The sequence below is a fragment of the Escherichia sp. UTM R2 genome, assembly GCF_048593455.1.
Classification (GTDB): Bacteria; Pseudomonadota; Gammaproteobacteria; order Enterobacterales; family Enterobacteriaceae; genus Escherichia; species Escherichia coli.
In genome coordinates, this window is sequence record NZ_JBFWDY010000002.1 from 2,015,252 (window position 1) to 2,038,108 (window position 22,857).

Genomic DNA, 22,857 nt, shown 5'->3' on the forward strand with positions numbered 1-22,857 from the left:
ATGTAAAAAGATACAGGGGTGTAATCGTGGCGGCAAAAGACAGGATTCAGGCAATTAAGCAAATGGTTGCCAACGATAAAAAAGTGACAGTCTCAAATTTGAGTGGGATTTTTCAGGTAACCGAAGAAACCATTCGCCGCGATCTTGAGAAGCTGGAAGATGAAGGCTTTTTGACCAGAACCTATGGTGGTGCTGTTTTAAATACAGCGATGTTGACGGAGAATATCCATTTTTATAAGCGCGCTTCATCGTTTTATGAAGAGAAGCAGCTTATTGCACGCAAGGCACTACCCTTTATCGACAATAAAACCACCATGGCAGCCGATTCCAGTAGTACCGTAATGGAATTGCTCAAATTGTTACAGGACCGTAGTGACCTGACGTTGCTAACCAACTCGGCGGAAGCGATTCATGTTCTGGCTCAGTCAGAAATTAAAGTCGTTTCAACGGGTGGGGAACTAAACAAAAATACACTTTCACTGCAAGGAAGAATTACTAAAGAGATCATCAGCCGCTATCATGTCGATATCATGGTAATGAGTTGTAAAGGTCTTGATATTAACAGCGGCGCGCTGGACTCTAATGAAGCGGAAGCTGAAATCAAAAAGACAATGATCCGTCAGGCGACAGAAGTTGCGTTATTGGTTGATCACTCTAAGTTTGATCGCAAAGCTTTTGTCCAGTTAGCTGATTTTAGTCATATTAATTACATAATAACTGATAAATCACCGGGTGCAGAGTGGATAGCATTTTGCAAAGACAATAATATCCAGCTGGTGTGGTAATTTAAGCACACGTTGTCAATATTATTTGTTCCTGCGCCTTGAAATAAAATGATGATAAAGATGCGGCAAGTGAATTTGCCGCAATTGCTACCTTTTTTAGCAAATCCGAGGCACCCAATGGAACAATATGATCAAATTGGCGCAAGACTGGACCGCTTGCCTTTGGCCCGGTTTCATTATCGTATATTTGGTATAATAAGCTTTAGTCTGTTATTAACGGGTTTTTTGAGTTACTCCGGTAATGTTGTCTTAGCAAAGCTGGTAAGCAGTGGATGGTCAAATAATTTCCTCAATGCCGCCTTTACCTCGGCATTAATGTTTGGTTATTTCATCGGCTCTCTTACCGGTGGGTTCATCGGTGATTACTTTGGGCGGCGCAGGGCGTTTCGCATAAATCTTCTCATCGTCGGTATTGCTGCAACAGGGGCCGCTTTTGTCCCTGATATGTACTGGCTCATCTTCTTTCGCTTCCTGATGGGAACAGGAATGGGGGCGCTGATTATGGTTGGCTATGCCTCATTTACGGAGTTTATCCCCGCGACGGTGCGTGGAAAATGGTCCGCGCGGCTCTCATTTGTTGGTAACTGGTCGCCCATGCTGTCTGCGGCGATAGGTGTGGTGGTTATCGCTTTTTTTAGTTGGCGGATAATGTTTCTGTTGGGTGGTATTGGCATACTGTTAGCCTGGCTTCTCTCAGGTAAATACTTTATTGAGTCGCCACGATGGCTGGCAGGGAAAGGGCAAATCGCAGGTGCAGAATGCCAACTTCGTGAAGTAGAGCAGCAAATTGAAAGAGAGAAGAGTATTCGTTTACCCCCGCTTACTTCGTATCAGAGCAACAGCAAAGTTAAAGTAATCAAGGGTACTTTCTGGCTCCTGTTTAAAGGTGAAATGTTACGACGTACATTAGTCGCGATTACTGTTTTAATTGCAATGAACATTTCGCTTTATACCATCACCGTATGGATACCGACCATATTTGTTAACTCCGGCATTGATGTCGATAAATCAATATTAATGACCGCTGTTATTATGATTGGCGCTCCGGTAGGAATATTTATTGCGGCATTAATTATTGATCATTTTCCTCGTCGGTTATTTGGCTCCACCTTACTTATTATTATTGCCGTGTTAGGCTATATCTATTCAATTCAGACTACAGAGTGGGCGATTTTAATCTATGGCCTGGTGATGATCTTCTTTTTATACATGTATGTTTGCTTCGCGTCGGCGGTTTATATCCCGGAGCTTTGGCCAACGCATTTACGCCTGCGCGGTTCGGGTTTCGTTAATGCCGTCGGACGGATCGTCGCAGTCTTCACGCCCTATGGCGTTGCGGCATTATTAACACATTATGGGTCGATCACGGTGTTTATAGTACTTGGTGTCATGTTATTGCTCTGTGCGCTGGTTCTCTCCATTTTTGGCATCGAAACGCGGAAGGTGTCGTTGGAAGAGATTTCTGAGGTGAATTAAATCTTTCGTTGATGGCATCAATTGCCAGATGTGCCACTGACGTGTTTTATTTGGCCTACAATGCCAGTACAGAATTGTAGGCCAGCGTAAAATTACCCCTGTGTCTCTTCCCAGTCTGCCAGCGTATATAGCGTTGCCCCAGCAGCTGACATCTCCATAAACGCGTGCGCACTGTCCTGTGGCTGGATATTCACGCCACGACAACCATCGGTAATCACGTTTACCTTATAACCTAACTGTAACGCGTCCAGCACGGTAAACTTCACGCAATAGTCAGTAGCCAGGCCCATAACGATCAATTCATCGATTTCATGATCGCGTAACCAGTCATCGAGAGAGGTTTTCTGCCGACGGCCGTTATCAAAAAAGGCACTGTAACTGTCAACTAAAGGATTTTCGCCTTTATGGAACACCGCTGCGATCGCTTTTTGGTGCAGTAACGGATGTAATTGTGCGCCTTCACTGTTCTGCACACAGTGATCTGGCCAGAAGGTTTGTGGCAAACCGTCGAGTTGGCCTGGCGTATAAGGCTCTACACCGTGCTGACTGGCAAAACTGCCGTGATTCGCCGGGTGCCAGTCCTGACTGGCGATAACCGCTTCACCGCGCGACTGGCACCAGTCAATCAGGCGGTTAGCGACATCCACCGTACTGTCACCTTCCGGCACGGCGAGCGCGCCACCAGCACAGAAATCATTTTGTAAATCGACCAGTAACAGGGCGCGAGGGGGCATTGCAGTCTCCTTAATCATCCGGCGTCAGTTCGCCGCGCAGGTTTTGGCTCATGGCCTTGCGAATGGTTTCAGTATCCAGTTCCTGGCTCAGCAGGTAATGCAGTTTGGTTAGCGTGGCTTCTACAGTCATATCTGCACCGCCAATAACGCCGGCATGGGCGAGGGCGTTACCGGTGGCATAACCACCCATGTTCACTTTACCGGACATACATTGTGTCAGGTTGACCACCACAATACCGCGATCGCTGGCTTCATGTAATTCCTGCAGGAAGGCTTTGTTTTGTGGCGCATTACCCACGCCATAGGAGCGCAAAATCAATGCTTTCACCGGTTGGCGCAGAAAATTGCGCACGACGTCAGCAGAAATCCCTGGATAAATCGTCACTACGCCAATTGGTTGTGGGGTGATTGGATGAACGATTAATTCCCCTTCACCGTGCGGGGCGGGTGGCGTATTTAAACGACGAATATGGATACCTGCTTCCAGTAACGGAGGAAGGTTTGGAGAGGCAAACGCATCAAAACCATCGGCATGGGCTTTGGTAGTGCGGTTGCCGCGATACAATCGGTTATTGAAAAAGAGCGTTACTTCGTTGATCGGATAATTCGCCGCAACGTACAACGCATTCAGCAGATTAATTTGTCCGTCAGAGCGTAACTCAGCCAGCGGGATTTGTGACCCTGTCACAATGACCGGTTTACCGAGATTCTCGAGCATGAACGACAGCGCAGAGGCGGTATACGCCATCGTGTCGGTGCCGTGCAGAATGACAAAACCATCATAGTCGTCATAGTGCGCTTTAATATCTTCAGCAATATGCTGCCAGTCTTCCGGCGTCATATCTGAAGAATCCATCAGCGGCGTATATTCATGAATGGTGAAATCTGGCATCTCCGGGCGATGGAATTCCGGCATCAGCGCCAGTTGGCGTTGTAGATGACCTGACACCGGTATATAACCCTGCTCGGAACGCTGCATCCCGATGGTCCCGCCCGTGTAGGCAACGTAAATTGATTTCTTTTGCATGATATTGATATGAATGATATCGAAAGAGCAAAAGTATATACGTGAGGCAGGGGGAGCGCACCTGATACTATGCGGATAAGGAAATATGGGGCGAAACAGCGGGAAGAGGATTCGTCGACGTAAAAAATAATGTGGCCGACGATCTGTCGGCCACTCAGTACAAGACTTAACGCATGTTGGCGCAGGTCAGGCAAAACGCATAACGGTTTTGTGGGTCATTAAACGCGGCCAGCTTGTCACTTTCACTTTTAACGGTAGAGGCTACCGAGGCCAGCGGTGCAGGTAACATGGCCTGGAACGCATCTGGCAACATTGCCCGGACAGAACCAGACATGTTGTCCATCACTTTGTCGAAGAAGGTCGGTTCATCAACGTAATATTCCAGATGCCACTGTTTCACTTTTGCCAGCTCTGCTGCTTTGGCGACCGCATCATCGAAATCCCCGAGACTATCGACCAGCCCGTTAGCTTTTGCATCCTGACCGGTCCAGACGTGGCCCTGGGCAATTTTATCAATCTGCTCCGGCGTCGAATGACGCGCATCAGCAACCAGCGTGATAAAGCGTTTATAGCCATTCTCAATGCTTAACTGCATCATCAGCTGCGCTTCCGGCGGCAGTGCCCTGGTGATAGAAACATCCGCCAGCGGTGAAGTTGAGACACCATCAGTATGAACACCAATCGAATCCAGACTATTTTCTACGGTGGTGATCACGCCGAAGATACCGATAGAACCGGTCAGGGTGCTGGGGTTAGCCACAATGTAATTAGCTGGCGTGGAAATCCAGTAACCACCAGATGCCGCCATGCCGCCCATCGATACAACCACAGGCTTACCCGCTGCCCGGGCTGCTGCCAGTTCAGCGCGAATCACTTCAGACGCGGTAACGCTGCCGCCTGGGCTATTAACACGCAGGACAATCGCTTTCACTTTCGGGTCAAGGCGAGCGTCGCGGATTTGTGCCGCAGTGGTATCACCGCCAACATTCCCCTGAGTTTCCTCGCCATCCATAATTGCGCCATTAGCGAAGACGACACCGATGCTGTCACCGGTATCTGCCGGCGTTTTCAATGCGTAATCGTAATAACTGATGGCGCGATAATTTTTATCAGTCTTACTCCAGCCGAACTCTTTGGTCAGTGCTTTTTCGATTTCCGCACTCGATGCCAGTGCATCGACCAGCTTGTTTTCCAGTGCATATTTCGCGGTATCGCCACCGGTTTTGGTTAAACCCTCAAGCAACCCTTGCGCGCCAGGGAATACCTGCTCAGCAGGGATCTGCCGGTTAGCGGCAACAGTATTCAGATAGTTTTGCCACAGCTCACCAATCCAGCGGCTGTCAGCTTCGCGGGCTGCCGGTGACATGTCATCACGAATAAACGGTTCAACGGCAGATTTATACGTACCCACGCGGAACACATGGGTGGAAACTTTCAGCTTATCCAGCAACGATTTGTAGTACAGACCGTTGGTAGCAAAACCGTGCAAATCCACCACGCCTTGCGGTGACAGCCAAATTTTATTGGCGAAACTGGCGAGATAATATTGCCCCTGGCTGTAGTTCTCGCCAACGGCATAAACCGGTTTCCCGCTGTCACGAAACTCTTTCAGAGCTTTGCCGATGTACTGCATAGACGGTTGGTCGCCGCCTGCGAAGTTTTTCAGATCCATCACAATACCGGTGATATTGCGGTCGTCCTTCGCCTGGCGAATAGTGTTGACGATATCAAACAGTGAGTTTTCCTGCAGACGATCGGAACTGGCACCAAGCAGCTGGCGGCTTAATTTACTAAACCGCTGAGAACTGTCGGGTTTATCGACGATCACACCAGAAATGTCCAGCAGCAGTGCGCCACGACTGGCCGTTTCTTTCGAATCACCACCACTGACCTGCATCCAAATCCCCACACCAACCAGTACGAGGAAAATAAAGAACAGGTTAAGTACCATTTCACGGACGAAATTCAGCAGACGCCACGTCCATTTAAAAAATCCGGCAATAAATCGCCAAAGGGTTCGCATGTATTCTCCCAACTTAAGGTCACACCTGTCACAGGCGCAATAGATGTGGTTATCGTAATGACCCAACCGGTACTTGTCAGCAGGAATTGCGGACTGTGCTGTAACAAAATCCACTCTCGTGTTAATTTTGTGAATAAATATCACGACAGGAGTTAATCAAATGGATGCACTCGAACTATTGATCAATCGCCGTAGCGCCTCCCGCTTGGCTGAACCCGCGCCAACGGGTGAACAACTGCAAAACATCTTGCGTGCGGGTATGCGTGCGCCGGACCATAAGTCCATGCAACCGTGGCATTTTTTTGTGATTGAAGGGGAAGGGCGCGAGCGTTTCAGCGCCGTACTGGAACAGGGGGCGATTGCTGCCGGTAGTGATGACAAAGCTATCGACAAAGCCCGTAATGCGCCGTTCCGCGCACCGCTCATCATCACGGTGGTGGCGAAATGCGAAGAGAATCATAAAGTCCCGCGCTGGGAACAGGAAATGTCTGCCGGATGCGCGGTCATGGCGATGCAAATGGCAGCAGTTGCCCAGGGGTTTGGCGGCATCTGGCGCAGTGGCGCATTAACTGAAAGTCCGGTAGTGCGTGAAGCATTCGGTTGCCGTGAGCAGGATAAAATTGTCGGTTTTCTCTACCTCGGTACGCCGCAGCTGAAAGCATCTACGTCGATTAACGTCCCGGACCCGACGCCGTTTGTAACTTATTTCTGATAATTGTCGCGAAACTGTCTGGATTGTGAGCAAAGGCGCAGGAATTCAGACACTCTCACTTATCACTTCACGGAATGAGGGTTACCATACCCGGATTGCATTGACAGGAGATGTCCATGAGCGAGAACTCGATTCGTTTGACCCAATACAGCCACGGAGCTGGTTGCGGCTGTAAAATTTCCCCAAAAGTGTTGGAAACCATCCTGCATAGTGAGCAGGCGAAGTTTGTTGATCCGAATTTGCTTGTGGGTAATGAAACCCGCGACGATGCGGCGGTGTACGATCTGGGCAATGGCACCAGCGTTATCAGTACCACCGACTTCTTTATGCCGATCGTTGATAATCCTTTCGATTTTGGCCGCATTGCGGCGACTAACGCCATCAGCGATATCTTCGCGATGGGGGGCAAACCGATTATGGCGATTGCGATCCTCGGCTGGCCGATTAACAAACTTTCCCCAGAAATTGCCCGCGAAGTGACCGAAGGTGGACGCTATGCATGTCGTCAGGCGGGTATTGCGCTGGCTGGCGGTCACTCCATCGATGCGCCGGAGCCGATTTTTGGTCTGGCGGTAACGGGGATCGTACCGACCGAGCGGGTGAAGAAAAACAGTACCGCACAAGCCGGATGCAAACTGTTCCTGACGAAACCGCTGGGGATCGGCGTTCTTACCACGGCTGAGAAAAAATCACTGTTGAAACCAGAACATCAGGGACTGGCGACGGAAGTGATGTGCCGGATGAACATCGCAGGCGCGTCCTTTGCCAACATCGAAGGCGTAAAAGCGATGACCGACGTTACGGGCTTTGGTCTGCTGGGCCACTTGAGCGAAATGTGTCAGGGGGCTGGTGTGCAGGCACGCGTCGACTATGAAGCGATCCCGAAACTCCCCGGTGTTGAAGAGTACATTAAGTTGGGCGCAGTACCTGGCGGCACTGAACGTAACTTTGCCAGCTACGGTCATCTGATGGGTGAAATGCCGCGTGAAGTGCGCGATCTGCTGTGTGATCCGCAAACTTCTGGCGGTTTGCTGCTGGCGGTCATGCCGGAAGCAGAAAATGAGGTCAAAGCTACAGCCGCCGAGTTTGGCATTGAACTGACGGCAATTGGCGAACTGGTGCCAGCGCGCGGCGGTCGTGCCATGGTTGAGATTCGTTAATTCAATGCGGTTGTTTATTGCCGAAAAACCGAGTCTGGCGCGCGCCATTGCTGATGTCCTGCCCAAACCGCACCGGAAAGGCGATGGCTTTATCGAGTGCGGTAATGGTCAGGTGGTGACCTGGTGTATCGGTCACCTGCTTGAGCAGGCGCAGCCAGACGCCTACGACAGCCGCTATGCGCGCTGGAATCTTGCGGATTTGCCGATTGTCCCGGAAAAGTGGCAATTACAGCCCCGACCCTCCGTGACCAAACAACTTAACGTCATCAAACGGTTCCTGCATGAAGCCAGCGAAATCGTTCACGCCGGGGACCCGGATCGTGAAGGGCAATTGCTGGTGGATGAAGTGCTGGACTATCTGCAACTGGCACCGGAAAAGCGCCAGCAGGTACAGCGTTGCTTGATAAACGACCTGAACCCGCAGGCGGTTGAGCGGGCGATCGACCGTCTTCGTTCCAACAGTGAGTTTGTACCGCTGTGCGTTTCTGCGCTGGCGCGAGCGCGTGCCGACTGGCTGTACGGCATCAATATGACCCGTGCGTATACCATTCTCGGTCGCAATGCCGGTTATCAGGGCGTACTTTCCGTGGGACGCGTGCAGACGCCCGTGCTTGGGCTGGTGGTGCGCCGCGATGAAGAGATTGAAAACTTCGTGGCGAAAGACTTCTTTGAAGTCAAAGCACATATCGTGACACCTGCCGATGAGCGGTTTACCGCTATCTGGCAACCGAGCGAAGCGTGTGAACCGTACCAGGATGAAGAAGGGCGCTTGTTACATCGTCCACTGGCGGAGCATGTGGTTAACCGCATTAGTGGTCAACCGGCTATTGTCACCAGCTATAACGATAAACGGGAATCAGAATCCGCGCCGCTGCCTTTTTCGCTTTCAGCGTTGCAGATTGAAGCGGCAAAACGTTTTGGTCTGAGTGCGCAGAACGTGCTTGATATCTGCCAGAAACTGTACGAAACGCACAAGCTAATCACTTATCCGCGTTCTGATTGTCGCTATTTGCCAGAAGAACATTTTGCCGGACGCCACGCGGTGATGAATGCCATCAGTGTTCATGCACCGGATCTGTTGCCGCAGCCAGTGGTAGATCCAGATATACGCAACCGCTGTTGGGATGACAAAAAGGTCGATGCGCACCACGCCATCATTCCGACCGCACGGAGTTCTGCGATCAACCTGACGGAGAACGAAGCGAAGGTCTATAACCTGATTGCCCGTCAGTATCTGATGCAATTCTGCCCGGATGCGGTGTTCCGCAAGTGTGTTATCGAACTGGACATTGCCAAAGGCAAATTTGTCGCTAAAGCGCGTTTTCTTGCTGAAGCAGGCTGGCGCACGCTGTTAGGCAGCAAAGAGCGCGATGAAGAAAACGACGGCACGCCACTGCCTGTGGTGGCGAAAGGCGATGAGTTGCTGTGTGAAAAAGGTGAAGTGGTAGAGCGGCAAACCCAGCCGCCGCGCCATTTTACCGATGCAACACTGCTTTCGGCGATGACCGGGATCGCGCGCTTTGTGCAGGATAAAGATCTGAAAAAGATCCTCCGTGCGACCGATGGTCTGGGGACAGAGGCAACGCGTGCCGGGATTATTGAACTGTTGTTCAAGCGTGGTTTCCTGACCAAAAAAGGGCGCTATATCCACTCCACCGACGCCGGAAAAGCGCTATTCCATTCGCTGCCGGAGATGGCGACGCGACCGGACATGACCGCGCACTGGGAATCGGTGCTGACGCAAATCAGCGAAAAGCAGTGTCGCTATCAGGACTTTATGCAGCCGCTGGTGGGGACGCTATATCAGCTTATTGATCAAGCCAAACGTACGCCGGTGCGGCAGTTTCGCGGCATTGTGGCTCCGGGCAGTGGTGGCAGTGCTGATAAGAAAAAGGCTGCACCGCGTAAACGTAGTGCGAAAAAAAGTCCGCCAGCAGATGAAGTCGGAAGCGGGGCGATAGCGTAAGCGAGTGAATCTTTCGTGCTATTCGAGTCATATTCTGAAATATCCAGCGGATCAAGAAAATTCGTTGGATATTTTTTTTGCATGGATAAAATTATCGCCTCTAAAGTATGTAATAACAGGGAATGTGATGAAAAAAGTTTTATTACAAAACCATCCTGGGAGCGAGAAGTATTCTTTTAATGGCTGGGAAATATTTAATAGTAATTTTGAACGGATGATTAAAGAAAATAAGGCCATGCTGCTTTGTAAGTGGGGGTTTTATTTAACATGTGTTGTCGCTGTAATGTTTGTGTTCGCAGCGATAACATCCAACGGTTTGAATGAAAGAGGCCTGATTACCGCGGGATGCTCTTTTCTTTATCTATTAATTATGATGGGGCTTATTGTTCGGCCGGTTTTAAAGCAAAAAAAGAACAACTGCATTATTATCAGGCTAAAGGTATTGAGCCGCTCAGTATCGAGAAGTTACAGGCGCTACAATTGATCGCACCTTATCGATTCTATCATAAGCAATGGTCTGAAACGCTGGAGTTCTGGCCGCGAAAGCCTGAACCTGGCAAAGATACCTTCCAATATCATGTGCTTCCTTTTGACTCGATCGATATCATAAGTAAAAGACGCGAGTCTTTAGAGGATCAATGGGGTATCGAAGATAGCGAAAGTTATTGTGCCTTAATGGAGCATTTTCTTTCTGGCGACCATGGAGCCAATACCTTTAAAGCAAACATGGAGGAAGCCCCAGAGCAGGTTATCGCCTTGTTGAATAAATTTGCTGTTTTTCCCTCAGACTATATCTCTGATTGCGCTAATCATAGCTCCGGTAAATCCTCGGCGAAGCTAATATGGGCGGCGGAATTATCATGGATGATCTCGATATCAAGCACAGCTTTTCAAAACGGGACAATTGAAGAAGAACTGGCCTGGCATTATATAATGCTTGCTTCTCGAAAGGCGCACGAGTTGTTCGAAAGCGAAGAAGATTATCAAAAAAATAGTCAAATGGGATTTCTTTACTGGCATATCTGCTGCTATCGCAGAAAGTTAACGGATGCTGAACTTGAAGCGTGTTATCGTTACGACAAGCAGTTTTGGGAGCACTACAGTAAGAAATGCCGTTGGCCCATAAGAAATGTTCCGTGGGGAGCATCATCCGTTAAATACTCATAAACGCCTGAAATTTTGCCGGGGGCGCTGCGCTTGCCCGGCCTACATTAGAGCGTAACTGCAATGAATTGTGCCCATTTGTAGGCCTGATAAGCGTAGCGCCATCAGGCATTTACAACTTAAATCACACCCTGCGCCAGCATCGCATCGGCAACCTTCACAAAACCGGCAATGTTCGCGCCCTGCACGTAGTTGGTTTGCTCACCTTCACCACCATGCTCAACACAGGCATGGTGGATATCCAGCATGATGTGATGCAAACGTGCGTCAACTTTCTCGGCTTTCCAGCCCAGGCGCGCAGCGTTTTGCGCCATTTCAAGGCCTGACGTTGCTACACCGCCAGCATTAGCCGCTTTACCCGGTGCAAACAGTAGGCCTGCCTGCTGGAACAGTTCAGTCGCTTCGATGGTGGTCGGCATATTTGCCCCTTCGGCGACGGCTTTAACGCCATTGGCGATAAGCTGATGCGCGGCGTCAACATCCAGTTCGTTCTGGGTGGCGCAAGGCAGGGCGATATCAACCGGTACAGACCACGGCTGTTGGCCTTCGAGATAGACCAGACCAAATTCTTTGGCGTAATCTGCCACTCGACCATCGCGGCTGGCTTTGATTTCGATAAGACGTGCCAGTTTCTCTTTCGTGAATCCGCTTTCATCAACTACAGTGCCGCTGGAGTCTGACGCAGTGATCACACGAGCACCAAATTCCATCGCTTTTTCGATAGCGTACTGGGCGACGTTGCCGGAGCCAGAAACGGAAACGCGCATCCCTTCAAAACCCATACCGTGGCGTTTTAGCATTGCTTCTGTGAAATAAACCAGACCGTAGCCGGTAGCTTCCGGGCGAATAAGACTGCCGCCAAATGAAAGGCCCTTACCGGTGAAGACGCAGGCGGTATTGTTGGAGAGCTTTTTCATCATCCCCGCCATAAAGCCGACTTCACGACCACCAACCCCGATATCACCTGCCGGAACGTCGGTATCCGCGCCCAGATGACGATAAAGCTCGGTCATCAGCGCCTGGCAAAAACGCATCACTTCACCTTCGCTTTTTCCTTTCGGATCGAAATCGCTGCCGCCTTTACCACCGCCCATCGGCAGGGTAGTCAGGGCATTTTTGAAGGTTTGTTCAAAGCCGAGGAATTTGAGAATGGAAAGGTTAACTGACGGATGGAAGCGCATACCGCCTTTGTACGGGCCGATGGCAGAGCTGAACTGCACACGCCATGCACGGTTGACCTGTATCTGGTTGCGATCATCAACCCATACCACGCGAAACTGGATCACGCGCTCCGGTTCAACCAGACGCTCCAGTAATGACATCTGGCGATATTTTGGATTTTGTTCAAGAAAAGGCCAGAGTGTGGTCATTACTTCACGAACGGCTTGCGCGAACTCGGTTTGATTCGGGTCGCGCTTTTGGACATGGTTGAGGAATGACTCCAGAGAATATGTCTGATCCATAGATATAAAACCCTTATATATTAATACGATTGTGCTTATGTTGTTTATGTCATGTGCTTTTGCAGTTTTCGACTATACCATCAAGAATGTGACGGTAAGCAAGAAAAAAATGACCCAGGAAAGCAAATTAATAACGAGAGTAATCTCATAACCAAATGCGATAACTCAGACGCTAAAGTTTTGCCACCCGGCTACCGTTATCAGTAGCAGAGACAATAACGTTAAGGAGTTCCCTGTGAGTCGAGCATTGTTCGCCGTAGTATTAGCATTTCCATTAATTGCACTGGCTAACCCGCATTATCGTCCGGACGTGGAGGTAAACGTACCGCCAGAAGTGTTCAGTTCAGGCGGGCAGTCAGCGCAGCCCTGTACTCAGTGCTGCGTTTATCAGGATCAAAATTATTCTGAAGGGGCGGTAATTAAAGCCGAAGGAATACTGCTGCAATGCCAGCGTGATGACAAAACCCTTAGCACTAATCCGCTGGTCTGGCGGCGCGTAAAGCCATAAACGCCTCTAATAATGGAATGTCAGCAGGGGCCAGCGGATATTGCAGCGCCTCTTCAGGTGAGCACCAGACCAGCGCCTGATGTTCATGTGCCTGTAACGTCCCGTGGAAGTCGGGTACGTGCCAGGCATGAAGATGGATAATCCGCCCCGAAACTTCTCGCTGATGGCTGGCAACATATTCACCCACAGTTGCTTCGATGCCCAGTTCTTCGCGTAACTCACGCACCAGCGCCTGCCGCTGACTTTCATCCGGCTCGACTTTACCACCGGCAAACTCCCATAATCCCGCCTGATCGCTCTGGGCGGGGCGTTGCGCGAGTAAAATTTTGCCATCACGTTCAATGATGGCGGCAACAACTTCAATCATTTTCATAAATTACACACGGGCAGATAAGCGAAAAATGCCATAATATCCGCACTGTTGCTCAATCAGAAAGGCTTTATATTTAAGGAGTGCCTGTGCTAGACCGCCATCTTCATCCCCGGATTAAACCGTTGTTGCATCAGTGCGTGCGGGTTCTTGATAAACCGGGCATTACGCCAGATGGTTTAACATTAGTGGGATTTGCCATCGGCGTGCTGGCTCTGCCGTTTCTGGCGCTGGGCTGGTATCTGGCGGCGCTAGTCGTCATTTTGTTGAACAGGCTGCTTGATGGTCTGGACGGTGCGCTGGCGCGGCGCAGAGAGCTTACCGACGCGGGCGGCTTTCTTGATATTTCTCTCGATTTTCTTTTTTACGCGCTGGTGCCTTTTGGGTTTATCCTCGCCGCACCGCAGCAAAACGCCCTGGCAGGCGGCTGGCTGCTGTTTGCGTTTATCGGCACGGGTAGCAGTTTTCTCGCTTTTGCTGCGCTGGCGGCGAAACATCAGATTGATAATCCCGGTTATGCGCATAAATCGTTTTATTATCTGGGCGGGTTAACCGAAGGCAGCGAGACGATTTTGCTGTTTGTTCTGAGTTGCCTCTTTCCGACCTGTTTTCCGTGGTTTGCGTGGGTATTTGGTGCGTTGTGCTGGATGACGACCTTTACGCGGGTGTGGAGTGGGTATCTGACGCTGAAGTCGCTCCAGCGTCAGTAATTGCAATGTTATTTGCTACTGTCCGGGCCGCGTTCACCGGTTGCTACCGGATTTTTTGGATCGCTGCTCCATTCGTACCAGCCGCCGTCATACACGGAAACATTCTTCCAACCCATGGCGCGTGCGTACATAAAGGTTTCGGACGCGCGCCAGCCGGTGCCGCAGTAGAATGAAACTTGCTGCTCTGGTTTGATATTCCACGCTTTCCACATAGCGGTAATATCATCGGCGCTGCGCATGGTGCCATCCGGGTTATGAAAATCTTCCATATGCGTCGAGTCGCTACCAGCGTGTCCCCAACGTGCTCCGGCTATTTCACCTTTTGGTTTAATATAGCTGTAACCGCTGGTCGTACCGATAAATTCTGGCCACGAACGAATGCTCACCAGCGATGCATCCTGGCGATGCAGCAGTCCACGGGCCTGTTCCATATCGAGCATCAACTGCGGTTGTGCCGGGATCTTCACGCCGAAATCCGGTTCCGCTTTCACTTTCGGTGGCGTTCCTCGCTCAACAGGCAGTCCCGCGTCGGACCAGGTTTGCCAGCCGCCATCCAGCAGACGCACATCTTTCACGCCTGCGTAGAGCATAATTTGCGCCACACGCGCTCCAGCGTATACGTCACGCCCGTACAGAATGACCGTGGTGTCATGGCGAATGCCGTGTTTTGCCAGCATCGCTTTTAGTTGTTCATCAGAAACTTTGTTCCACAGCGGTTCGCTTTCCACTTCGTTGGTATCGATGTAGTCAGCACCGGGAATATGGCTGATAAGGTAAAGCTTAGGAGCGCCCCAGGCCGCTTCAATGACTTTCCAGTCACCGGCAGGTTTCGCCGTAACCTCTTTACCTTGTTGCAGGTCGTGCAGCCATTGCGGATAAACCAGCTGCTCAAAATGCGGCAGTTTTTGCAGACGGGAAGGTTCGCTTAGCGCGTCACTCAGGATGGAGATATGCGTTAAACCTGCTTTTTGCAGTCGCGTTTTGACGGCGTCGACATCTTTGTCATTACCGTACAGCGCCACCGGAGCATCGGTTTTCAGGTTATGTTGCTTGATCCACGCGTTGAGCTGTTCGGTGCTCATTTTGTCAAGCCAGCTGGCAGAGAGGTTTAAGGCGGCAGGTTCATGACCAGAAGGGCCATTTAAGGTTTGTGGCCAGCCGTTATAAAACGCGCTGGGGCGAGTATCTATCGCTTTGCCATTTTGTTGTTGAAGCTGGTCAAGTGTAAGAGGCTTCGCCAGTTCAGCGGCCCACGAAGAAGCGCAAGCCAGCCCTAAAGCCATTGCCAGCGCGGTCATTTGAGAAACACGTTTCATCGAAAATCCCGACATTGTAGTTTTGAGTGCGCCATTCTGAACTGACGCATTGAGAAAAACTTTGCGTTATCGCAGTTTGTTGTAATTTTCTGACCACTGCGCCATATCCAGAACAGAACTATCAGCAGGAACATCCTGGAGATCGTGCGTTACCTGAACGACGGGGATCGCCAGGGCGCGAACTTCGCTGAACACCCACTGGCGAAAATTATCGCGCAGAGCCACATCAAGACGGCTGAATGGCTCATCCAGGAGTAACGCTTTTGGTTGGGCGAGAAGGGCGCGTAGTAGAGCAACGCGCGCTCGCTGACCGCCAGACAAAGTGGCAGGATCCTGATGGAAAGCTCCCTCAAGGCCTGAACGCTCAAGTGCATCATTCACGGCATTACGTCGGGCATTCCCTTTAAGTGTCGCCGGTAGCGCCAGCAGTAAATTTTGCCCGACACTGAACTGGTCAAATAACAGTGCATCCTGAAAAAGAATGCCAATCTGACGCTGTGCGGTGGGTAGGATGTCAATCCGTTGCTCATTGAGCCATAGCTCACCTGTACAAGAAAACTGTTCGGCCAGTGCACCAATCATCCATGAAAACAGAGTGGATTTTCCACAGCCAGACGGCCCCATTAACGTGACAATGTCACCTTTATCCACCGTAAAGTTAACGTTTGTCAGCAAGCGGCTTTCTGGTAAACGTAGCGAAACATTTTTCACGCAGAGCATTAGCGGAGTCCTTGTCTGACATAACCTACCCATTTTGCGACTAACGCGGTCAGGGCAAAAATAATAAGCGGTAATAGCAGTTGCCATAAAGCCTGGGCGGCGAGAATACCGTTGCTGCCGCCGCTGCTTAATGCCACCGCCTCAGTGGTGAGCGTCGGAAAACGCCCCGCGCCCAGCCACAGCGTTGGCATATACTGCGCAATACCGACTGCAAATCCCACCGCGAAGGCAATCAGCGTAGGGCGTAGCATAAGCGGACATTTCACGTAAAAGAAGATTTTGGCCCGCGACCAGCCCAGTGTTTGCGCAATCAAAATTAACCGTGAATCAATGCGCTGCCAGGCGGGTTGCAGGATAAACAGCATCCATGGCATTACCCACAGCAGATGCCCCCAGACCACCGCCGTCCAGCTTCCATCCAGGTTCAGCCATAGCGCCAGCGTGTACTGGCCCGCCACCAGTGGCAGAGCGGGTAATAAAATGGGCAACCATAGCCACAACTGGCGACGCTGTGGCCCCCATTCCAGCCACAGCAGTAACAGGAGCAAAGCGATGAATGTCGCCACCAGCCCCATTGTCAGGCTGTTGATGAGCGCTTCACTATTGATCGTCGACTGATCCGCGAGGATCGCCAGCAGAACCACACACAGCACACCGGTTAAGGGTAAAAAAATCGCCAGCGTATTGCCCGGCAATAAAGGCGTGGCAGGCTTGCGAACGCCATCTACGCGGGGAATAGTGCGCCGCCAGCTGCGCCATAGCAGATAGCTCAGCAAAACGTAGGCGGCGAGTAACAGCATCAACAGCAGGCTGGCAAGCGCGCCTTTTGTTTGTTGGTCAATGTCGCCCTGGGTTAACCACTGCCAGCTAATTACCGCCAGCGTCGGGGGATTACCTGGCCCGAGAATAATTGCCACATCCACGACCGACAGCGACCAGGCAACAATCGCCAGCATCGCCATTGCCAGCGCAGGCGCGACGGAGGGCAACAGCAGCCAGTTCAGGCATTGCCAGCGGCTGTAGCCCAGCGAATCCAGCACAATGACCTGCTGCAACAGCCATTTTTCGCTCAATACTGCTGCTAAGATCCACAGCAGAAATGCGCTTTCTTTCACTGCAAGGGTGAGGCCCAGACCGATGCCAAATCGGTCCATTGGCGGAGTGAAATACGGGAAATAGTCATAAAGCAGCCCTCCGTCAGCAAAGAGCAGAAGGGCGCTGGTGGCAAAAGCCACATGGGGAATGGCGAGCAGCCACGGCAGACGGGCGCACATACGCTGCCATTTCGGCCCAGGCCACAGCGCCACAATCACCAGCAGGGCAATCAACAATGCCCCGACCGCCGCGATGGTTGTCGACACCAGCGTTGCCAGTAATGCCTGCGGTAACTGTGGATCGGCAAATAACGCCTGCCAGTGTGTCAACGACAAAGCAGGCGATATCAGCGTGAGAGCTGCCGGGATCAGCGGTGCATAAATCACCGCCACCATCGCCCACAGCAAAAAGATTAATGCGTACCGTAACGGTGTAGCCATTCTTGTTCCAGCGCATTTACCCAACCTGCGTGCGGTTCAGCCAGTACCGGCGGCAGATCCTGCGGCATTCTTGATTGCAATGATTCGCGCTGCCCGTCAGGCAGTTTTTGCGGATCGAGAACAGAAGGATCGCCCCAGACAGCGGGATCTGCTTTACGCAGTTGCGCATCGGGTGAGAGCAGGAAATTGGCAACTACCTTCGCCGCAGCACTGGCATTCGCGTTGGCAGGAATGGTGACGAAATGCACGTTGCCAATCATCCCCTCGCGAAAGCCAAAACTGTAACTGCTTGCAGGCAAATCGCCGCTGGCGATTTTTTGCTGCGCATGCGCGGGGTTAAAGGTCAGCGACAGGCGCAATGTGCCGGCTTTCAGCAGAGCATCCATCCGCGCGGGTGAAGGCGGGAAATCCTTTCCTTCGCGCCACAAATACGGATGCAGCACATCAAGATATTGCCACAAGGGAGCAGTGACACGGGCGAAAGTCGCATCGTCCGGCGCTTCTTTTAATGCGGCGGGATCGGGCGTCAGCATAATCAGCAACTGTTCAAGAAACGCCGTGCCGGTAAAGTCCGGTGGGCGCGGATAGGTAACCGTGCCGGGATTGGCTTTAGCAAACTCCAGTAAGGCTTGCGGCGTTTGTGGTGGCTGTGGCGTAACATCGCGGCGGGCGATAAACGTCAGTTGTGCGCCGCCCCAGGGCGATTCCGCACCTTGTGTCGGCACAGAAAAATCTTCCCGCACCGGCAGCTGTGTGTCGACATAGCGCCAGTTGGGCAGAGTCTCCGCCCAGCCCGTTTGTAATAAATTGGCCTCTTTTAAGGTGCGGAAGTTTTCGCCGTTCACCCAGAGCAGATCCACCGAGCCGCCCGTTTTACGTCCGGCTGCGGCTTCGGTCTGAATGCGCTTCACCGCGTCTGCGGCATCCGCCAGACGGACAATATTCAGGTTTATAGCGTAATGGGTTTTCATCTCGCCGCTCACCCAGTCGAGATAGCGGTTAATTGCGGTATCGCCGCCCCAGGCGTTAAACCAGACGGTTTGCCCTTTGGCCTCATTTTTAATTTCTTGCCAGTCACTGGCATGTGTTGCCAGAGAAAACAGCGATAACAATCCCAGCAACCACCCACAATGGCGCATCATCTCTCCTTAAGAACGTTTTTCAGGAATACGGCACAGCCCCTGAGCGGGAATGTCCATGGCAGAATTAAAACGGGCTGACAGATTTTGCAGGCCGATCAATGCCGTCAGTTCGGTGAGCGCCTGAGCGTCAAAATGCGCAGCCAGTCGGGTACGCAGGGCATCATCGACCGTTGGCGGCGTTACGCTTGCGGCTTCGGCGTACTCCAGCGCCAGCCGTTCTTCATCGCTAAAGAGCGGGCTTTGCCGCCAGTCAGCCACTGCCAGCAGTTTATCGCTGCTGCCGGTGCGCTCGGCGACTTTCATACTGGTGATATCCACACAAAACTCACACAGGCACATTTGCGCAATGCGCGCGCTGACAAGCGATCGTACTACCGGATCGAGCGGTGAGCGTTTGCGCTCCAGCCAGCCAACAAACATCGACACCAGATAAAAGATAAACGGGATCCGCCCCCACCAGCGAATGGGGCTTAGCACCTCGCCGTAATGGCGACGATGCAGCCACGCCTGTGGACGTAAAATTAAAGGAATTTTGCTAAGCGGCGGTAAACCCATCAGGCATTCCTCTTCTGGCGTTCAAGCCATATTTTCTTCGCCATAAAAATCACCACGGTCAGGGCAAACAGAATAAACAGTCCGGTGACAAACCAGAAAGTACCGCCTGTTAACATGCTGCCCGCCCAGGAATAAACAATAGTTGCCGGTAACTGACCAAGCCCGGTGGCGATAAAAAACGAGCGAAAACGTATTGAAGTCAAACCGGCAGCATAGCTGATTGGATCGAAAGGGACAAAAGGCAATAACCGACAGACCAGAATGGTGTGTTTGCCGTAGCGAGTGAAAAAGCCGTCCATACTGTCAAGCACGGTTTTGCCGGTTAATTTTTCCACCACTTCGCGGCCCATCACTCTGGCGATAAAAAAGCACAGCGCCGCGCCGGCCATCGAACTGGTCCACGACAGCAAGCCGCCCCAGAACGCGCCAAACAGCGACGCATTGGCAAAGGTGATCAAAAACGCAGGTAGCGGTGCAGCAATGGCCTGTAAAATCATCAACAAGAACGAGACAACTGCCGCCAGTGCGCCGTAAGACTGAATAAAGCGTTCTATACCCTGTTGGTCCACGGCGGCAAACGCCGCAACGCTGCGATTGATAAACTCATGGACGCCGGGAAGCAGCGCCCATGCGAGCAGCATAGCGAACAACAGGATGATGAGGGTTATACGGTAGTACCAGATTTTACGCGATTGTATCTTCATCATCCTTTATCCTGGCTTTATTCGGTGATTTTAAAGGTAACCGTTGCCAGCGTGTTATCCGCCGGGAGAACTGAGGCATTGCCTTTGAATTTCACTTCGCCGCGTTTTTCCACCGCACCATAAGTGTATGTTGCATTGCTGACGATGCCGACCGGGCAGCTATCCAGACACACCAGGCAACCCGTTTTCTTCTCTTCTGCTGCCGTTAAATTACCGCCAAAGCGCATGTCCAGTTTCTTGCCATTACTGTCAACAATCACTTCATCGAAGGAATACGCTTTTGCCGCCCCTTGCCAGTTGACCGAAATATCCAGTTTGCTGCCTGTGACATGAGTCGTTTCTTTATTATCCATCGTCATGTTTTCGCCCGGCGTACCACCTGCCTCTTTCAGGGCTTCATAAAATGCTTTCGGGGTCGCATAAGCCATAAACAGCGATTTATGTCCGTTGGAGCCATCTTTAAACACAATACCGTGACGAGTGTCGTCGGTGAGGAAACGACCATTAATTTGCACCAGCATGGTTACCGTATGGTTATTGGCATCGACGCGCAGCGGTTGGCTGTTCGAAAGTCCGTCGTATTCCACTTTTGCCGCCGCATTCTCTTTTTGATCGCAGCCGCTAAGCCCGGTAACAGCCAGTAAGCAGAGTGCAGCCAGTCCTTTTTTCCATGACACTGAATAATGTTGCGACATCGTTCTATCCTTCATTTTTTGGGTGAGTAAGTGGGCTGCGGCGCGAAGCAGACAGATCCACATGTTTGTGTCGGGCGTAGAGTTTTGCGAGCTGGACGAGAATAAACAGCGCCAGGCCCGCCAGACAGAGTTGTAAAATAAAGCGCAGCGTAATGCCTTCATTGGCGAGATCGCTTGCCATCACGGTATAAATAACAATACCGGGCAGGGTCGTGAGTGCCGAAATAAGGGTATAAGGCCAGAAGGCGATGGTGGTTAATCCGTAAGCGTAATTTTGAATATTGTAAGGAAACAACGGGATTAAGCGGGTCAGAATAAGAAAATCAATACCGTTACGCGCAATGCCTTTTTCAATGGCCTGGAAGGTATGGCTATGGCCCACGTATTTCAGCAGTAAATCACGTCCCAGCCAGCGCGCCAGCAGGAATGAGCACGAGGAGGCCAGCGTTGCGGCAATTAATGAGAGTAGTGTCCCTAAGAGCGGGCCAAAAACTATTCCTCCAGCGATCACCAGTATGCTTCCTGGTAACAGAAAGAGGGTGGCAATGATGAATAACAGAATATAGAGGCTATAACCGAACAATCCGCTCTGGCGAATGAGTGTCTGTAAGTGGGGTAAATCGGTGAGCAGATCGAATAAACCGAAAGCGTGGATAGCGTAAATGACCAGCGCAAAAATAAGACAGGCAAACAGAAAGTTACGCTCAGCGTTCATCGTGGAGTTTCCTATATCAAACTTGATAATAGAGAAGTGGTCAGACAACTAAAAACGCAGTGACGGTATAACAAAGGACGGCAGGCAACAAATCATTACTGACAGTTTGTTGATTTTTCTCAAGGTTAATTCTCCTGACCCAGTTTGAGCCAGGAGAGCTGCTAAATTAGCGGCGGAAGGTCGCCCAGACGGGGGCGTGATCGGACGGTTTTTCCATGCTGCGAATTTCATAGTCGATGCCGGTTTCTACGCAACATTCTGCCAGCGGTTGGCTGGCGAGCAGCAGGTCGATGCGCAGACCACGGTTATCGTCAAAACCTTTTGAGCGGTAATCAAACCATGAGAAACGATCTGCTGTTTGCGGATTAGCATGGCGGAAGGTATCGACCAACCCCCAGCTCATCAGCCTGTCCATCCATTCGCGCTCTTCCGGCAGGAAAGAGCATTTACCGGTACGCAGCCAGCGCTTACGGTTTTCTTCGCCAATGCCGATATCCAGATCTGTAGGGCTGATATTCATATCGCCCATAATCAGTACCGGATTATCACGTTTGAGTTCGGTTTCCAGGTAGTTTTGCAGATTCTGATAAAACTGCGCTTTTGCCGGGAATTTTATCGGATGGTCGCGGCTTTCACCCTGCGGGAAGTAACCGTTGATCACGGTGACATTACCCAGCAGTGAGGGGATTTCCGCCATAATAATCCGCCGCTGCGCCTCTTCGTCGTCACCGGGAAAGCCGCGACGTACGGCAATCGGCGTCTCTTTGGTCAGCAGCGCCACGCCATAATGGCCTTTCTGCCCGTGATAAAACACGTTGTAGCCGAGCTTCGCCACCTCTTCGAGCGGAAACATATCGTCATGAACTTTTGTCTCCTGCAGGCCAATCACATCCGGTTGGTGCTTTTCGACGATGGCTTCAAGCTGGTGAGGTCTGGCGCGCAGGCCGTTGATATTAAAAGAGACAAATTTCATAGTCGCTGCCATTTATTCAGATAAAGAGTGCGTGGATGGTAGCAGAATTTCGCGTTGCTTACCGCCTGTTGTTAAGTGATTTGATCGATGGTTGTTAATGATGTCAACGATGGCGCAAAAAATGCCCGCTTTTGGTGCGCGCTGCGTCAGAATGGCGCAGTAATTTCCAGTAAATTTCGTCAATGATCACAATTCCAGAATTATATTTTACTTCTGCATAACATTGCGTTTTTTATTCTTTTTATTCACCCACATCGCAAACGTATTCACTTTATATGCACTTTAAATGCATATGGTTTGGTTATAACTCCTTGATTTCCCGTTAGCCTCCGCCGTTTATGCACTTTTATCACTGGCTGGCACGAACCCTGCAATCTACATTTACAGCGCAGACATTACTTATT

At 51.1% G+C, this 22,857-nt stretch carries 21 protein-coding genes and 1 pseudogene; 8 read left to right on the forward strand and 14 right to left on the reverse strand.

What is annotated here, in order from left to right:
* Window positions 1–26: 26 nt before the first annotated feature.
* Complete coding sequence (locus AB4H76_RS10615; protein WP_000719088.1) at window positions 27–785, forward strand: DeoR/GlpR family DNA-binding transcription regulator; 759 nt, start codon at window positions 27–29, stop codon at window positions 783–785.
* A 117-nt stretch (window positions 786–902) separates the two neighbouring features.
* The gene (locus AB4H76_RS10620) at window positions 903–2,261 is read left to right on the forward strand and encodes an MFS transporter (protein ID WP_077491443.1); all 1,359 of its coding nucleotides are present in this window, start codon (window positions 903–905) and stop codon (window positions 2,259–2,261) included.
* A gap of 92 nt (window positions 2,262–2,353) precedes the next feature.
* Here AB4H76_RS10620 and pncA read toward each other — a convergent pair whose 3' ends face one another.
* The 3 genes from pncA to sppA form a co-directional block, all read right to left on the reverse strand.
* Window positions 2,354–2,995, reverse strand: coding sequence for a bifunctional nicotinamidase/pyrazinamidase (gene pncA, locus AB4H76_RS10625; protein WP_001135066.1), 642 nt, complete (start codon window positions 2,993–2,995; stop codon window positions 2,354–2,356).
* Between the two features lie 10 nt (window positions 2,996–3,005).
* Window positions 3,006–4,022 carry an asparaginase gene (ansA, locus tag AB4H76_RS10630; RefSeq protein ID WP_001170157.1) on the reverse strand — a complete coding sequence of 339 codons (1,017 nt, stop codon included), beginning with the start codon at window positions 4,020–4,022 and terminating at the stop codon, window positions 3,006–3,008.
* 166 nt (window positions 4,023–4,188) lie between these two features.
* A complete protein-coding gene (gene sppA, locus AB4H76_RS10635) occupies window positions 4,189–6,045 on the reverse strand; it encodes a signal peptide peptidase SppA (RefSeq protein ID WP_001259810.1) in 1,857 nt (618 codons plus the stop codon).
* 160 nt (window positions 6,046–6,205) lie between these two features.
* On the opposite strand from sppA, the gene AB4H76_RS10640 reads away from it, so the two are divergent.
* The 4 genes and pseudogenes from AB4H76_RS10640 (at window position 6,206) to AB4H76_RS10655 (ending at window position 11,050) form a co-directional block, all read left to right on the forward strand.
* Complete coding sequence (locus tag AB4H76_RS10640) at window positions 6,206–6,757, forward strand: NAD(P)H nitroreductase (RefSeq protein WP_000339283.1); 552 nt, start codon at window positions 6,206–6,208, stop codon at window positions 6,755–6,757.
* Window positions 6,758–6,873: 116 nt separating this feature from the next.
* On the forward strand, window positions 6,874–7,917 hold the full coding sequence (gene selD, locus AB4H76_RS10645; protein WP_001295485.1) for a selenide, water dikinase SelD: 1,044 nt from the start codon (window positions 6,874–6,876) through the stop codon (window positions 7,915–7,917).
* Window positions 7,918–7,921: 4 nt separating this feature from the next.
* A complete protein-coding gene (gene topB / locus AB4H76_RS10650) occupies window positions 7,922–9,883 on the forward strand; it encodes a DNA topoisomerase III (RefSeq protein ID WP_001235800.1) in 1,962 nt (653 codons plus the stop codon).
* 127 nt (window positions 9,884–10,010) lie between these two features.
* Window positions 10,011–11,050 (forward strand): annotated as a pseudogene (locus tag AB4H76_RS10655) (DUF1266 domain-containing protein).
* 116 nt (window positions 11,051–11,166) lie between these two features.
* Here the strand turns inward: AB4H76_RS10655 and gdhA are convergent.
* Window positions 11,167–12,510: an NADP-specific glutamate dehydrogenase gene (gene gdhA / locus AB4H76_RS10660; protein WP_077491441.1), complete on the reverse strand. Its 1,344-nt coding sequence runs from the start codon at window positions 12,508–12,510 to the stop codon at window positions 11,167–11,169.
* Between the two features lie 235 nt (window positions 12,511–12,745).
* Here gdhA and AB4H76_RS10665 point away from each other — a divergent pair, with 235 nt between their 5' ends.
* The gene (locus AB4H76_RS10665; RefSeq protein ID WP_000085240.1) at window positions 12,746–13,018 is read left to right on the forward strand and encodes a YnjH family protein; all 273 of its coding nucleotides are present in this window, start codon (window positions 12,746–12,748) and stop codon (window positions 13,016–13,018) included.
* Here AB4H76_RS10665 and nudG read toward each other — a convergent pair.
* Window positions 12,984–13,391: a CTP pyrophosphohydrolase gene (gene nudG / locus AB4H76_RS10670; protein WP_000781888.1), complete on the reverse strand. Its 408-nt coding sequence runs from the start codon at window positions 13,389–13,391 to the stop codon at window positions 12,984–12,986. The genes AB4H76_RS10665 and nudG overlap by 35 nt on opposite strands.
* An 86-nt stretch (window positions 13,392–13,477) precedes the next feature.
* On the opposite strand from nudG, the gene AB4H76_RS10675 reads away from it, so the two are divergent.
* Complete coding sequence (locus AB4H76_RS10675) at window positions 13,478–14,098, forward strand: CDP-alcohol phosphatidyltransferase family protein (RefSeq protein WP_072647163.1); 621 nt, start codon at window positions 13,478–13,480, stop codon at window positions 14,096–14,098.
* 8 nt (window positions 14,099–14,106) lie between these two features.
* Here AB4H76_RS10675 and ynjE read toward each other — a convergent pair whose 3' ends face one another.
* The 9 genes from ynjE to xthA form a co-directional block, all read right to left on the reverse strand.
* A complete protein-coding gene (gene ynjE, locus AB4H76_RS10680) occupies window positions 14,107–15,414 on the reverse strand; it encodes a thiosulfate sulfurtransferase YnjE (RefSeq protein WP_077492238.1) in 1,308 nt (435 codons plus the stop codon).
* Window positions 15,415–15,480: 66 nt separating this feature from the next.
* A complete protein-coding gene (locus tag AB4H76_RS10685; RefSeq protein WP_001300558.1) occupies window positions 15,481–16,134 on the reverse strand; it encodes an ATP-binding cassette domain-containing protein in 654 nt (217 codons plus the stop codon).
* A complete protein-coding gene (locus AB4H76_RS10690; RefSeq protein ID WP_000224959.1) occupies window positions 16,134–17,669 on the reverse strand; it encodes an ABC transporter permease in 1,536 nt (511 codons plus the stop codon). The genes AB4H76_RS10685 and AB4H76_RS10690 overlap by 1 nt, the downstream gene beginning before the upstream one ends.
* Window positions 17,642–18,808, reverse strand: coding sequence for an ABC transporter substrate-binding protein (locus tag AB4H76_RS10695; RefSeq protein ID WP_077491784.1), 1,167 nt, complete (start codon window positions 18,806–18,808; stop codon window positions 17,642–17,644). Before AB4H76_RS10695 ends, AB4H76_RS10690 begins: the two co-directional genes overlap by 28 nt.
* A 9-nt stretch (window positions 18,809–18,817) precedes the next feature.
* Window positions 18,818–19,366, reverse strand: coding sequence for a carboxymuconolactone decarboxylase family protein (locus tag AB4H76_RS10700; RefSeq protein WP_000524097.1), 549 nt, complete (start codon window positions 19,364–19,366; stop codon window positions 18,818–18,820).
* Complete coding sequence (locus AB4H76_RS10705) at window positions 19,366–20,073, reverse strand: TVP38/TMEM64 family protein (RefSeq protein ID WP_000975812.1); 708 nt, start codon at window positions 20,071–20,073, stop codon at window positions 19,366–19,368. Before AB4H76_RS10705 ends, AB4H76_RS10700 begins: the two co-directional genes overlap by 1 nt.
* 14 nt (window positions 20,074–20,087) lie before the next feature.
* Window positions 20,088–20,765 carry a lipoprotein YdjY gene (gene ydjY, locus AB4H76_RS10710; protein ID WP_077491782.1) on the reverse strand — a complete coding sequence of 226 codons (678 nt, stop codon included), beginning with the start codon at window positions 20,763–20,765 and terminating at the stop codon, window positions 20,088–20,090.
* A gap of 4 nt (window positions 20,766–20,769) precedes the next feature.
* On the reverse strand, window positions 20,770–21,480 hold the full coding sequence (locus AB4H76_RS10715) for a TVP38/TMEM64 family protein (protein ID WP_001299560.1): 711 nt from the start codon (window positions 21,478–21,480) through the stop codon (window positions 20,770–20,772).
* A 166-nt stretch (window positions 21,481–21,646) separates the two neighbouring features.
* Window positions 21,647–22,453 carry an exodeoxyribonuclease III gene (xthA, locus tag AB4H76_RS10720; RefSeq protein WP_000673918.1) on the reverse strand — a complete coding sequence of 269 codons (807 nt, stop codon included), beginning with the start codon at window positions 22,451–22,453 and terminating at the stop codon, window positions 21,647–21,649.
* Between the last annotated feature and the right edge of the window lie 404 nt (window positions 22,454–22,857).